The sequence below is a fragment of the Streptomyces sp. NPDC050617 genome (assembly GCF_040654795.1).
Classification (GTDB): domain Bacteria; phylum Actinomycetota; class Actinomycetes; order Streptomycetales; family Streptomycetaceae; genus Streptomyces.
In genome coordinates this window covers 1-13050 of the sequence record NZ_JBFAIS010000040.1, presented here as the reverse complement: position 1 = coordinate 13050, position 13050 = coordinate 1, and the positions used below count along the sequence as shown (strand labels likewise).

11 protein-coding genes are annotated in these 13050 nt (G+C 72.5%); 3 read left to right on the top strand and 8 right to left on the bottom strand.

Going from position 1 to position 13050, the window contains the following annotated elements:
- Positions 1–30: 30 nt before the first annotated feature.
- Both AB0I49_RS34825 and AB0I49_RS34820 read right to left on the bottom strand, forming a co-directional pair.
- Positions 31–1506, bottom strand: coding sequence for a DHA2 family efflux MFS transporter permease subunit (locus tag AB0I49_RS34825; protein ID WP_363231210.1), 1476 nt, complete (start codon positions 1504–1506; stop codon positions 31–33).
- Complete coding sequence (locus tag AB0I49_RS34820; protein ID WP_363231209.1) at positions 1503–2006, bottom strand: MarR family transcriptional regulator; 504 nt, start codon at positions 2004–2006, stop codon at positions 1503–1505. The genes AB0I49_RS34825 and AB0I49_RS34820 overlap by 4 nt, the downstream gene beginning before the upstream one ends.
- Before the next feature lie 98 nt (positions 2007–2104).
- On the opposite strand from AB0I49_RS34820, the gene AB0I49_RS34815 reads away from it, so the two are divergent.
- Positions 2105–2797 (top strand): isochorismatase family protein, encoded by a 693-nt coding sequence (locus AB0I49_RS34815; protein WP_363231208.1) that lies wholly within the window; start codon positions 2105–2107, stop codon positions 2795–2797.
- 163 nt (positions 2798–2960) lie between these two features.
- Positions 2961–3635, top strand: a complete 675-nt coding sequence (locus tag AB0I49_RS34810; RefSeq protein WP_363231207.1) for an L-threonylcarbamoyladenylate synthase — start codon at positions 2961–2963, stop codon at positions 3633–3635.
- Positions 3636–4415: 780 nt separating this feature from the next.
- Here the strand turns inward: AB0I49_RS34810 and AB0I49_RS34805 are convergent.
- From AB0I49_RS34805 to deoC, 4 genes are all read right to left on the bottom strand, one after another.
- On the bottom strand, positions 4416–5354 hold the full coding sequence (locus tag AB0I49_RS34805; RefSeq protein WP_363231206.1) for an NADP-dependent oxidoreductase: 939 nt from the start codon (positions 5352–5354) through the stop codon (positions 4416–4418).
- A 169-nt stretch (positions 5355–5523) separates the two neighbouring features.
- Complete coding sequence (locus AB0I49_RS34800; protein ID WP_363231205.1) at positions 5524–6387, bottom strand: aldehyde dehydrogenase family protein; 864 nt, start codon at positions 6385–6387, stop codon at positions 5524–5526.
- Positions 6377–7810 (bottom strand): aldehyde dehydrogenase family protein, encoded by a 1434-nt coding sequence (locus tag AB0I49_RS34795; RefSeq protein WP_363231204.1) that lies wholly within the window; start codon positions 7808–7810, stop codon positions 6377–6379. Before AB0I49_RS34795 ends, AB0I49_RS34800 begins: the two co-directional genes overlap by 11 nt.
- A gap of 7 nt (positions 7811–7817) precedes the next feature.
- Positions 7818–8819 carry a deoxyribose-phosphate aldolase gene (gene deoC / locus AB0I49_RS34790; RefSeq protein ID WP_363231250.1) on the bottom strand — a complete coding sequence of 334 codons (1002 nt, stop codon included), beginning with the start codon at positions 8817–8819 and terminating at the stop codon, positions 7818–7820.
- 316 nt (positions 8820–9135) lie between these two features.
- Between deoC and AB0I49_RS34785 the strand changes: the two genes are divergently transcribed.
- Positions 9136–9786: a PH domain-containing protein gene (locus AB0I49_RS34785; protein WP_363231203.1), complete on the top strand. Its 651-nt coding sequence runs from the start codon at positions 9136–9138 to the stop codon at positions 9784–9786.
- Between the two features lie 9 nt (positions 9787–9795).
- Here AB0I49_RS34785 and AB0I49_RS34780 read toward each other — a convergent pair whose 3' ends face one another.
- Together AB0I49_RS34780 and AB0I49_RS34775 are read right to left on the bottom strand one after the other, a co-directional pair.
- Positions 9796–10980, bottom strand: coding sequence for a mannosyltransferase family protein (locus AB0I49_RS34780; protein WP_363231249.1), 1185 nt, complete (start codon positions 10978–10980; stop codon positions 9796–9798).
- A gap of 222 nt (positions 10981–11202) precedes the next feature.
- On the bottom strand, positions 11203–12861 hold the full coding sequence (locus AB0I49_RS34775) for a phospho-sugar mutase (protein WP_363231202.1): 1659 nt from the start codon (positions 12859–12861) through the stop codon (positions 11203–11205).
- Between the last annotated feature and the right edge of the window lie 189 nt (positions 12862–13050).

The window sequence follows — 13050 nt, the reverse complement described above, 5'->3', positions numbered from 1 at the left end:
CGCCGGCGGCGGCCTGGTGGGCGGCGGGGGTCAAGGGGTGGGGCGGTCGGGGCCTCGGTTGAGGGAGGCTATGAGGCCCAGGGCGCAGGCGGCGGCGAGGGTGAGCAGGGCCCAGCGGTAGCCGCTGGTGAGGGCGTTCATGGTGTGGGGGGCGAGGCCGTGGACGGTGCCCGCGTAGGCGGCCTCCTTGACGGGGCCCGGCAGTTGGCTGGTGGCGATGGCCAGGGCCAGGGCGGTGCTGACGGCGTAGCCGGCGTTCTGCGTGGTCTGGCGTACGCCGTTGGCGATGCCGCGCCGCCGCGCGGGGACCGAGCCCATGATGGCGCTGGTGTTGGGCGTCATGAACAGGCCGACGCCGGCGCCGACGGCCAGCAGGCAGGCGGCGAGGGCGGCGCTGTTCATGGCCGGGCCGATCAGCGCGGCTAGGGCGGCCAACCCGGCGGCGGTCAGGGCCAGTCCGGTGCTGGACAGGGCGCGTGCGCTGAAGCGGACGCGGAGCCGTCCGGCGGCGGGGGAGACGACGGCCATGGCCAGGGCCACGTACAGGACGTGCAGCCCGGCCCGGTACGCGGGCATGCCGGAGGCGGCCTGGAGGTAGAGCGACATGAGCAGGACGACGGCGAAGTACGCCATGGCCATGAGGAAGAGCGCGAGGTAGGCCATGGCTCGGGCCCGGTCGGCGAACAGACCCAGGTCGATGAGCGGGTGGCGGCGGCGCGCCTGGACTGCCACGAAGAGCGGGGTGAAGACGGCGAAGAGACCGAGGCCGGTGAGGACCACGGGGCTGGTCCAGCCGAGCGCGCCGCCTTCGTTCAGGGCCAGGACGAGGCCGCCGAGGGCGAGGGTGGACAGGCCCGCGCCCAGGTAGTCGAAGGGCTCCCGGACGGAGGCGACGGGGTCGCGGCGGAGGGTGAGCGCGGCCCAGAGCACGCCGATGACGCCTATGGGCACGTTGAACCAGAACACCGCGCGCCAGCCGAACCCGGAGGCCAGCGCCCCGCCGAGCGCCGGGCCCGCGACCTGGGCGAGGGCGGCGACGGTGACGTTGACGCCGAGGGCCGTGGGCAGCCGGCGGGCCGGGAACGCGTCGGTGATCAGGGCGGTGATGTTGCACAGCAACGCGGCGGCGCCGACGGCCTGTACGCAGCGGAAGACGATCAGCCAGGTGATGGACGGCGCGAAACCGCACAGCAGGCTGCCGCCGGTGAGCAGGGCGATGCCCGTCAGGTACATGCGGCGGCGGCCGACCAGGTCCGCGACCCGGCCGAAGACGAAGACCAGCACGGTGGTCACGAGCATGTAGGACAGCAGGGTCCAGGACGCGGCCGAGGCGGAGGCGCCGAAGTGACGGCTGACGGTGGGCAGGGCGACGTCCATGGTGGACGTGTTGACCCCGGCGAGGAAGCCGCCGAGCCCGGCGACGACCTGCACCTGCCACAGCCGCGGCGTCGGGCCCCGCGCGGGCTCACCGGCTTCGGCCGTCGTGCGGGTCAGCGGGGTGGTCATGGTCTTTCCTCCTTGTCTGCGGCGCCGGGCAGCGCCTCGGGGTCGAGACGGGCGAGGAGCGTTTCGCCGATGGCCGTGAGCTGGTCGCGGGCCTGGCCGGTCAGGGGGTCGAGTACGTGCTCGCGCACGCTCGCCGCGTACACGGGGGCCGCCTGCTCCACCCGCCGCAGCCCTTCGTCCGTGAGGACGGCCAGCCAGCCGCGACGGTCGCCCGGCGGAACCTCGCGGCGTACCAGCCCGTCCGCCTCCAGCCGGCCGACGGCGTGGGTGATCCGGCTGGACTTGGAGTGGGTGATCTCCGCCAGCCGGCTCATCCGAAGGGACCGTTCCGGCGCCCTGCGCAGCCGCCACAGGATGTCGAAGTAGCTGCGCGGCAGGCCCGCCGCGCGTTCCATATCGGCGTCCAGGCGGGCCGTGGCCGCCTCCCAGGCGCGGTTGAAGGCGCGAAAGACCCGCAGTTCGTCGGGGCTGAGCCAGCCGACTTGTTCGTCGCTCGTCATGTTTACTACAGTACTGGATATTACAGCGCTGTAATAAATCCTCGCACGGTGGCCCGCGACACCGCGAGCGGCCCGCCCCCACGACGAAGGAGCCCCACGTGACGAGCACGATCCCCGCCCTGACCCCCGGCCGGACGGCGCTGCTGCTCATGGACCTCCAGCCCTCCCTGCTGCATCCCCTTCCCGAGCCGGACCGCCTCTTGGAGAACGCCCAACGGGCCCAGCGCGCCGCCCTCGCGGCCGGCATCCGCGAAATCCACGTCCGCGTCGCGTTCACCGACGACGACCGCGCGGCCGTACCCGCTCACAACAAGGTGTTCGCGCCGGTGGCCGGGGCGGGCGGCCTGGCTGCGGCGGACCGGGACAACGACATCCATCCCTTGCTGCGTGAGGGGCGTGAGGGGCATGAGGGGCATGAGGGGAGTGAAGGGCGCGGGGGGAGTGGTGGGCGCAGGGAGAGGGGAGAGTGCGAGGGCCGCGGGAGTACGGGCGTGCATACGGTCACCAAGACCCGCGTCGGCGCGTTCAGCACCACCTCGCTGGACGCGTTCCTGCGCGAACAGGGCATCGACACCCTGGTCCTGGCCGGCATCGTCACCAGCGGCGTGGTCCTGTCCACCGTGCGCGAGGCCGCCGACCGCGACTACCGCCTGTTCGTACTCGCCGACGCCTGCGACGACCCCGATCCGCAGCTTCACCGCACGCTGATGGAGTCCGTCCTGCCGACCCAGGCCGACGTCATCGACATCGCCGCCTTCGAGGAGGCCGCGCGCCGGGTGGCGGCCCGTTGACGGTACGCGCCGACGCCACGCGCCTGCCCCACGCGCGGACCCCACGGCCCCTGTGCCCCGCTACCGGCTGACGCGGTGACGCTGCCGCCTCGCCCCACCCCGCCCCGCCCCGCCCCGCCCGTTGAGTGAACCCCCTCGCCTCATCCCGCAGGAGCCGAACACCATGCAGGTTTACGACTGCCGGACCCGGGCCGACGCCCAGCAGACCGGAATCGCCCACGCCACCGACGCCCTGCGCGCCGGAAAACTGGTGGTCTTCCCCACCGACACCGTCTACGCCATCGGCGCGGACGCCTTCGACCCGCAGGCCGTAGCCGCCCTTCTGGCCGCCAAGCGGCGCGGCGCGGACAAGCCCGCCTCCGTCCTGGTCGCCGACCTCGCCACGGCCGAAGCGCTGGTCGAGTCCCTGCCGCCAGACGGCCGACGGCTGACCGAAGCGTTCTGGCCCGGGGCCCTCTCGCTCATCCTGCCCGCAACCCCCTCCCTGGCCTGGAACCTCGGCAACACCGCCGGAACCGTCATGGTCCGCATGCCCGACCACCCCCTGGCCCTCGCCCTGCTGCGCGGCGCCGGCCCCATCGCCCAGTCCAGCGCCAACCTCACCGGCCACCCGCCCGCCACGCATCTCTCGGAGGCCAGTGCCCAGCTCGGAGACACGGTCCACACCTACCTCGACGGCGGGCCGAGCGGGAACGCGCCGTCCACCATCGTCGACTTCACCGCCGGTGGCACCGGCGGCACCGATGGCACCGGTGGCGCCCCCGCCGTTGTGCGTACGGGCGTGATCCCCCGCACCGCGATCGAAGAGGTCCTGGGCCGCTCCGTGCCTGCCGCATGAAGACAGCCGCATGAAGCCATGGGCAGGAACAGCACGGGGCGGACGGACCATTCGGCTCGGGTGCCTTCCGACGACGCGACGAACGCGTACGGTTCACCGGCCTTGAGCCGCATGACCGCGTCCCACTGGCCGTGGTCGAGCCACCTGAGTGCGCGCGTGAAGTCCTCGGGATCGAAGGTGATCAGGGCCGTACGCACGTCGCTGGTCGCTGGTCGGTGGGGTCGTCGGTCTACGGCAACGCTGGCAGGGGGTGGGTTGGCTGTTGCGTGGGGCGGTATTGCCGGTGGGTGGGTGCGGGTTTCGTCTCGGACCCTGCGGGTCCAGAGCGCCGGCAGCGGGAGGAGAGGGGGCGGGCTGACCCCGGTGCACTGCCTGCGGCCCGGCTCGTGGCCGGGGTTAGGACTGGCTCCGCTGCGCTGCGCCGCTGGCTGCTGCCGCGATGTGGTGGCGGCGGGTTCTTCGGGTGCGGGTGCGTTTCGGGCCTGCGGCCCGCCGCAGGCGAAGCGAGGCGGCGGGGGCCGGGCCGGGCCGGTGGTGGCGCGCTGTGCGCTGCGCCTTGGTGCCCCTTTCCGCCCGGGGGCAGTTGTCGCCCGCTAAAAGGGGGGCCACGGCTGCGGAAACGCAACTCCGGAGGCAAGTGTGCCCGGTATGCCCGATGCGCCGGGTCCGCTGTTCAACAGAGTGCGGTTGCCGCCCGATTCAGTGCCCCTAAAGGCGCTTTTGTCGGGCGGCAACCGCACCCTACCTACCAGTAGCTGGCTGCGGAGCGCAGCGGAGCCTCTAGCGGTCCCCACCCGCGTCGACGTCCAGCACGATCTTGCCGCGGGTGTGGCCTGCCTGGACGGTTCGCCAGGCGTCTGCTGCCTCGGCCAGGGGGAAGGCGCGGGCGACGGTGACGGACAGTTCGCCGGAGTCCGCGAGGGCGCACAGTGCGACGAGGTCGTCCGAGTTGGGGCGGGCCCACACGTGGTGGCCGCCCTTTTCGGTGATGGTGGCATCGACGATGGAGGCGACCCGGTTCGGGTTCTTGAGTACGTCCTGGGAGACGGCCACCGCGTCACCGCCGACGAAGTCGAGTGCCGCGTCGACGCCGTCGGGGGCCAGCTCGCGCACCCGCCCGGTCAGGCCGTCGCCGTAGGTGACGGGCTCGGCGCCGAGCCCGCGGAGGTAGTCGTGATTGTGCTCGCCGGCGGTGCCGATGACGCGCGCTCCACGAGCGACGGCGATCTGCACGCCGAACGAGCCGACGCCGCCGGACGCCGCGTGGATCAGGACAGTATCGCCCCTGCCTATGTCGAGCCGCTGGGTGGCCTGATAGGCCGTCAGCCCGGCCAGTGGCAGCCCGGCGGCCTGCAACCAGTCGAGGGACTGGGGCTTGCGAGCGAGCGTACGCACCGGGGCGGACACGAGTTCGGCGTAACCGCCGTTCTGCGCCCAGTCCTTCCAGATGTAGCCCACGACCTCGTCGCCGACCTCGAACTCGGTGGCGTCGAAGCCTCTGGCTTCGACGACGCCGGAGACCTCCCAGCCCGGGATGAAGGGGAAGTGCGTCTCCATGACGCTGTCGAGGTAACCGGCGGCGATCTTCCAGTCCCCCGGGTTGACGCCCGCCGCCTTGACTCGGACGAGGACCTCGCCAGGGGCGACCTTCGGGGGCGGCAGCTCCCTGAGCTCCAGGTCTTCCGCTCCCCCGTACTGCTGTAGTGCGATTGCCTTCATGGTCCGTGGCAACGGGCAGTAACGGAGGGGTATTCCGTATCTTCCGCCGGGGCTGCTTCGGAACCTTGTGGGCGCCCTGCTTCACGTGGTGACCTGCGGCCACCGTCTCTTCGTCAGTCCACACGACTCACGATGATGAACGGTGGCCGCACCTGGAGTACTGGGCCCCCTACGCGCCCATCGGGTGCCACACCGTCTTCGTCTCCAGGAAGGCCAGCAGGCGCTCCGTGCCCGGGTCCGCCGACCAGTCGGCCGGGCGCGGGCGCAGGACGCGCTTGAGGTTGTCGGCGGCGGACACTTCCAGTTCCTTGGCCAGGTCCGCACCGGCACCCGTCAGATCGATGGCGTTGACGTCCTGGTGGGCGGCCAGTGAGGGGGCGATTTCGCTCGTACGGCCTGAGAGGACGTTCACGACGCCGCCCGGTACGTCGGACGTGGCCAGGACCTCGGCCAGCGACAGTGCGGGAAGCGGGGACTTCTCGCTCGCCACCACGATCGCCGTGTTGCCGGTGACGATCGCCGGGGCGAGGACGGAGACCAGGCCCAGGAAGGAGGAGTCCTGGGGGGCCAGGACGGCGACGACGCCCGTCGGCTCGGGGGTGGAGAGGTTGAAGAACGGGCCTGCGACGGGGTTGGCGGAGCCGGCGATCTGGGCGACCTTGTCGGACCAGCCCGCGTACCAGACCCAGCGGTCGACGGCCGCGTCCACCTGGGCCGCGGCCTTGGCCTTGGGAAGGCCCTCCGCCTCGGCGACCTCCGCGACGAACTGGTCGCGGCGGCCCTCCAGCATCTCGGCGACGCGGTACAGGACCTGGCCGCGGTTGTAGGCCGTGGCGCCCGACCAGCCGCCGAACGCCTTGCGGGCCGCGACGACCGCGTCCCGCGCGTCCTTGCGGGAGGAGAGGGGGGCGTTGGCGAGCCAGTTGCCCTTGGAGTCCGTCACCTCGTACACCCGTCCGCTCTCGGACCGGGGGAACTTGCCCCCCACGTACAGCTTGTAGGTCTTGAGAACGCTCAAGCGATCAGCCGACATTGAGGTACGCCTCCAGACCGTGACGGCCGCCCTCGCGGCCGAAGCCCGACTCCTTGTAGCCGCCGAAGGGCGAGGCCGGGTCGAACTTGTTGAACGTATTGGCCCACACGATGCCCGCCCGGAGCCGGTCGGCCATCCACAGGATTCGGCTGCCCTTTTCCGTCCAGACGCCGGCCGAGAGCCCGTACGGCGTGTTGTTGGCCTTCTCCACGGCCTCGGCGGGCGTACGGAAGGTCAGGACCGACAGCACCGGGCCGAAGATCTCCTCGCGGGCGATGCGGTGGGCCTGCGTGACGTTGGTGAAGAGCGTCGGCGCGAACCAGTAGCCGGTGGAGGGCAGTTCGCAGGCGGGGGCCCAGCGCTCGGCGCCCTCCGCCTCGCCCGCGTCGGCGAGGGAGCGGATACGGGCCAGCTGCTCGGGGGAGTTGATGGCGCCGATGTCGGTGTTCTTGTCGAGCGGGTCGCCGACGCGCAGGGTCTGCATCCGGCGCTTGAGGGCGTTCAGGATCTCGTCCGCGACGGACTCCTGGACGAGCAGGCGGGAGCCCGCGCAGCAGACGTGGCCCTGGTTGAAGAAGATCCCGTTGACGATGCCCTCGACGGCCTGGTCGACGGGTGCGTCGTCGAAGACGATGTTGGCGGCCTTGCCGCCGAGTTCGAGCGTGAGCTTCTTGTCCGTGCCCGCGACCGTACGGGCGATGGCCTTGCCGACCTCGGTGGAGCCGGTGAAGGCGACCTTGTCGATGCCGGGGTGCGCGACGAGCTCGGCGCCGGTCGTGCCGTCGCCGGTGATGATGTTGACGACGCCCTTGGGGAGCCCGGCCTGGCGGCAGATGTCCGCGAAGAAGAGCGCGGAGAGCGGGGTGGTCTCGGCGGGCTTGAGGACCACCGTGTTGCCGGCGGCGAGCGCCGGGGCGATCTTCCACGCCAGCATGAGCAGCGGGAAATTCCAGGGGATGACCTGGCCGGCGACGCCCAACGGGCGGGGGTCCGCGCCGAAGCCCGCGTAGGGGAGCTTGTCGGCCCAGCCCGCGTAGTAGAAGAAGTGCGCGGCGACCAGCGGCAGGTCGGAGTCGCGGGACTCGCGGATCGGCTTGCCGTTGTCGAGCGTTTCGAGGACGGCCAGCTCGCGCGAGCGCTCCTGGATGATGCGGGCGATGCGGAAGAGGTACTTGGCGCGCTCGGCGCCCGGCAGCGCCGACCACTTCTCGAACGCCTTGCGGGCCGCCCGTACGGCCCGGTCCACGTCCTCGGCGGCGGCCTGCGCGACCTCGGAGAGGACCTCCTCGGAGGCGGGGGAGACGGTCTTGAAGACCTTGCCCTCGGCGGCCTCGGCGAACTCGCCGTCGATGAACAGCCCGTAGGAGGGCGCGATGTCGACGACGGCGCGGGACTCGGGGGCGGGTGCGTATGCGAAGGTCATGGGTGCCTCAGTCCACCGTCACGTAATCGGGGCCGGAGTAGCGGCCGGTGCTGAGCTTCTGACGCTGCATCAGCAGATCGTTGAGCAGGCTCGACGCGCCGAAGCGGAACCACTCGCCGGTCAGCCACTCCTCGCCCAGGGTCTCGTTCACCATCACCAGGTACTTGATCGCGTCCTTGGTGGTGCGGATGCCGCCGGCCGGCTTCACGCCGACCTGCACGCCCACCGCGTCGCGGAAGTCGCGCACGGCCTCCAGCATCAACAGGGTGACGGGCGGCGTGGCGTTGACGGCGACCTTGCCCGTGGAGGTCTTGATGAAGTCGGCGCCCGCGAGCATCGCGAGCCAGGAGGCGCGGCGCACGTTGTCGTACGTCGACAGCTCGCCCGTCTCGAAGATCACCTTCAGGTGCGCGGCGGTGCCGTCCTCGCGCCGGCAGGCGGCCTTGACCTGCTGGATCTCCTCGAAGACGGAGAGATAACGGCCGCTCAGGAACGCGCCTCGGTCGATCACCATGTCGATCTCGTCGGCCCCGGCGGCCACCGCCTCGGCGGTGTCGGCCAGCTTCACCGGCATCCCGGCGCGCCCGGAGGGGAAAGCCGTCGCCACCGAGGCGACGTGGATGCCCGAGTCGCCCAGCGCGGCCTTCGCCGTGCCGACCATGTCGGGATAGACGCAGATCGCGGCGACCTTGGGGGTGCCGCGGTCGGTGGGATCGGGGTTGACGCCCTTGGCGCACAGCGCCCGGACCTTGCCGGGGGTGTCCGCGCCCTCCAGGGTGGTCAGGTCGATCATCGAGATCGCCAGGTCGATGGCGTACGCCTTCGCCGTGGTCTTGATCGAGCGGGTGCCGAGGGCGGCGGCGCGGGCCTCCAGCCCGACCGCATCAACGCCCGGCAGTCCGTGCAGGAAGCGGCGCAGCGCGCCGTCGCTGGCGGTCACATCCGCCACCGAGGCCAGTCGCTCCGCGGCGTCGTTGCCGTGTGCGGGTACTACCGCAGGGGGTGCCATGGTCACCAGCTGAGCATATCTACGCGCGTAGCGACCTGTCACCCCCTGGGGACGACCGTGTGACCGACGCGCGCCGCCCGGCGGGCGTGCCCGGCCCGTGCCCGATAGACGTGCCCGGCCCGTACCCGACGGGCGTGCCCGGCCCGTACCCGACGGGCGTGCCCGGCCCGTACCCGACGGGCGTGCCCGGCCCGTGGCGCGTACGGGCCCCGCTCCCGTCGCCCGGGCGGGGCCCGTCGCCCGGGCGGGTGCTGTGGCCCGTATCGATGCCGTACCGCAACGTCCGGTTTCCGGACCGTCAGGCAGAATCGGGCGCATGACGAGCCCGGACCACGCCCCCAAGCCCTCGGACGACCAGCGGGAACCCGCTTACGCCGAGCGCTGCTACCGCTCACCGGCCGCGATCGGCGCCGGGGTGCTGCTGCTCGCGCTCGGGGCGTGGCTGGGGATCGACGCGGTGGTGCGCGGATCGGGGCGTACGCCGTGGCTGGCCGTGGCGGGGCTGGTGTTCCTGGTGCCGCTGGTGGCCGCGTACACGGTGCGGCCCGCGGTGTGGGCCGGTCAGGACCGGATCCGGGTGCGCAACCCCTTCCGTACGATCACGCTGCCGTGGGCCTCCGTCGAAGGGGTGCGCGCCGGGTACTCCAGCGAGATCTTCGCGGGCGGCGCCAAGTACCAGATGTGGTCGATCCCGGTCTCCCTGCGCGCCCGCAAGCAGGCATCCAGGCGGCAGGTACGGGCCTCCCTCGACGACACGTCGCAGCAGACCTCCCCGCACGCCCCGGCCGGCGGCAAGTCGCTGCGGGCCCCCGCCGACCAGGCCATCGACGAGATCCGCGAACTGTCCGAGCGCAACGCCGGGCGCGAGAGCGCGCAGGGTTCTCCGCAGGTGAAGTGGGCCTACGAGGTCATCGCCCCGGCCGCCGTCGGGTTCGTGGCCCTGGTGATCGTCTACCTGGTCGGCTGAGACCGGCCCTTATGGCGCGCTCGGCCAGACCAGGGCCATGTACGCCCCGAAGTACGCCGAGAACAGCGCCGCCCCGCCCAGCACCAGCAGCGCCGTCCGGCGTCTCGCGCGGGCGATGGCCAGGGCGAACGGCAGCAGCAGCGGGAACGCCGGCAGCAGGAACCGGGCGCGTGGGAAGTACACGCCGCCGCTGCACACCACGATCACCAGCAGCGCGCCCGTGAAGATCAGCAACGGCGGCGGCTGGCGCTGCGCCACGCACACCGCGTACAGCGCCGCCGACAGCATGATGACGATCGAGACGACGACCAGGAACAGTTCCGGGCGGGCCTGGTAGGTGAGCGTCTCGCGCAGCGAGCGCAGCGTCTCGACGCCGCCGTCGAGCTGGTTCGTCCACGTCCGCTGGACCGCGAAGTAGCCGTCCCAGCGGCCGAGCCGCACCGCGACCCAGACCAGGTAGCCGAGCCAGCCGAGCGGGGCCAGGGCGCCGCCGGCGGCGATACGGGCCGCGGAACCGGGCCCTCTGCCCCCTCCGGTTACGCCAGTCCCCTCGCGGCGGGCTGTGCGCAGCGCCAGCACCGCGCTCACGGACACCGCCGCCGCCAGTGCCACCCCCGTGGGGCGGGTCACCCCGGCGAGCAGCGACAACGTTCCGGCCCAGACCCAGCGGCCGGTCAGCACCGCGTACAGCGACCACGCGGCCAGCGCCGTGAACAGCGACTCCGTGTAGCCCATCGACTGGACCAGCGCGACCGGCGTCACGCCCCACAGCACCGCCAGGACCACCCCCACCCGGCGCCCGTACAGCCGGTCCCCGACCGCGAACACGCCCCACGCCGCCAGCAGCGACGCCGTCACGGACAGCGCCAGGCCGGTGCTCGCCCGGTGGCCCGGCGGCAGCGGATGCGAGAACACCTTGACCAGAAACGGGTACAGCGGGAAGAACGCCAGATTGCAGCTGTTGCGGACACCGGTCAGGACATCGTCGTACCCCCGGTTCGCGATCCCCAGGTACCAGCGCGAATCCCACTGATTGGCGAGCTGCGGCCAGAGCCCGTGGCCCTTGAGATGCGCCCACTTGGCGAGCACCACGACGCCGAGCAGCCGTACGGCCGCGTAGCCGACCAGCGCGGGCGCCGCCCGCCGCAGCGCCCGGCGCAGCCGGTGCTTCGCCCCGTCCCGTACGGGCCGCAGCGCGACGGCCTCCGCCGCCGGGGCCGCGGACGGCGCGACGGCGGGCGGCGGCACCGCGGCGGCTCCTGGCGGTGGGCTTGACGACACCTGCCCAGACTTTCGCCCACCCCTCGCGCGGTGCCGGGCCGGGTGCGACAGGTGCAGTACGGATATCACCCGTACGGGCGGAAGGCCCCTGGTTTGAGAACCAGGGGCCTTCTTAGGGAGCGACGGTACGGAATCTCAGATACCGGCCGCCCCGGAGAGGTCCGCCTTGATGGCCGCGAGAGTCGTCTCCGCCGTCGTACGGGCCTGGTTCAGCGCCGCCGCCGAGTCGACCGGGACGACGACCTCCAGGTAGCACTTCAGCTTGGGCTCCGTACCGCTCGGCCTCACGACGACGCGCGCCGCGTCCACTCCGGCGTCACCGGCCAGGTGGTAGCGCAGCCCGTCCGTCGGCGGCAGCGACGCCGTGCCCTCGGCCAGGTCCTCCGCCGATGCCACCGTCAGCCCCGCCAGGGCGGCCGGCGGCTGCTCGCGCAGCCGCCGCATGGCCGCCGTGATCAGCGACAGGTCCTCCACCCGTACGGAGAGCTGGTCCGTGGCGTGCAGGCCGTACCGTACGGCGATCTCGTCCAGCAGGTCGGTGAGCGTGCGGCCTTCCTCCTTCAGCTCGGACGCCAGCTCCGCGATCAGCAGGGCGGCCGTGATGCCGTCCTTGTCCCGTACGCCCTCCGGGTCCACGCAGTAGCCCAGCGCCTCCTCGTAGGCGTAGCGCAGCCCCGGCGTGCGGGCCAGCCACTTGAAACCCGTGAGCGTCTCCTCGTACGGGGTGTCCGCCGCCGCCGCGATCCGTGACAGCAGCGACGACGAGACGATCGTCGTCGCGAACGTGCCGCGGGCCCCCTTGCGCACCAGGTGCTCCGCCAGCAGCGCGCCGACCTCGTCGCCGCGCAGCATCCGCCAGCCCGCCGCCGCGGAGGGCGCCGGGACGGCCACCGCGCAGCGGTCCGCGTCCGGGTCGTTCGCGATCACCAGGTCCGGGGCGGCTCGGCGGGCCGCGGCGAAGGCCAGGTCCATCGCGCCGGGCTCCTCCGGGTTGGGGAACGCCACGGTCGGGAAGTCTGGGTCCGGGTCCGCCTGCTCGGGGACGACGGTGGGGGCCGGGAAGCCGGCGCGGGCGAAGGCGGCCGTCAGGGTGGTGCGTCCGACGCCGTGCATGGGCGTGTAGACGACGTTCGCGCCGCGGGGGGAGCCGGGGGTCAGGACCGCGTCCGTACGCCTCAGGTACGCCTCCACGACGTCGTCGCCGAGCACCTCCCAGCCGGACTCCGGGCGGGGGACGTCGGCCAGGGCGCCGACGGCCGCGATCCGGTCCGCGATCTCCGCGTCCGCCGGCGGGACGATCTGCGAGCCGTCGCCCAGGTAGACCTTGTAGCCGTTGTCGCGGGGCGGGTTGTGGCTCGCGGTGACCTCGACGCCGGCGACGGCTCCCAGGTGCCGTATGGCGAAGGCCAGTACCGGGGTGGGGAGGGGGTGGGGCAGCAGGGCCGCCTTGAGCCCCGCTCCGACCATCACGGCCGCCGTGTCGCGGGCGAAGTCGGCGCTCTTGTAGCGGGCGTCGTAGCCGATGACGACGGTGCCGTCGCCTTGGCCCTGGTCCTTGAGGTACGCGGCGAGGCCGGCGGCGGCGCGGATGACGACGGAGCGGTTCATGCGCATGGGGCCGGCGCCGAGTTCGCCGCGGAGGCCGGCGGTGCCGAACTGGAGGGTGCCGCTGAAACGGGCGGCGAGTTCGGTGAGGTCCTCGGCCTCGACGAGCTTGGCCAGCTCGTCGCGGGTGTCACGGTCGGGGTCCTCGGCGAGCCACGCCTTGGCTCGCGCGATGAGGTCTGTCTCCACGGGGCTCCTCCGGAGTGGGTTGGGTTGGTGTGCTGCCGTTGCTCGGACTTCCGATGCGGAGGTGCGGTGCCGGGCTGGGTTTGCGGGGGTGTCGGGTCGGGGGCGGGGCGGTGGGGGCCCTCCGGGGCTGCATGATTTACGGGCCCGTGCGAGATGTTGCCCCAGGTGCCCTCATCTTGGGCCCGCAAA

Coding starts and splice junctions, on each gene's coding strand:
- AB0I49_RS34825 (WP_363231210.1), bottom strand. CDS start 1,506: ATGACCACCCCGCTGACCCGCACGACGGCCGAAGCCGGTGAGCCCGCG.
- AB0I49_RS34795 (WP_363231204.1), bottom strand. CDS start 7,810: ATGACCTTCGCATACGCACCCGCCCCCGAGTCCCGCGCCGTCGTCGAC.
- deoC (WP_363231250.1), bottom strand. CDS start 8,819: ATGGCACCCCCTGCGGTAGTACCCGCACACGGCAACGACGCCGCGGAG.
- AB0I49_RS34805 (WP_363231206.1), bottom strand. CDS start 5,354: ATGAAGGCAATCGCACTACAGCAGTACGGGGGAGCGGAAGACCTGGAG.
- AB0I49_RS34820 (WP_363231209.1), bottom strand. CDS start 2,006: ATGACGAGCGACGAACAAGTCGGCTGGCTCAGCCCCGACGAACTGCGG.
- AB0I49_RS34800 (WP_363231205.1), bottom strand. CDS start 6,387: ATGTCGGCTGATCGCTTGAGCGTTCTCAAGACCTACAAGCTGTACGTG.
- AB0I49_RS34785 (WP_363231203.1), top strand. CDS start 9,136: ATGACGAGCCCGGACCACGCCCCCAAGCCCTCGGACGACCAGCGGGAA.
- AB0I49_RS34810 (WP_363231207.1), top strand. CDS start 2,961: ATGCAGGTTTACGACTGCCGGACCCGGGCCGACGCCCAGCAGACCGGA.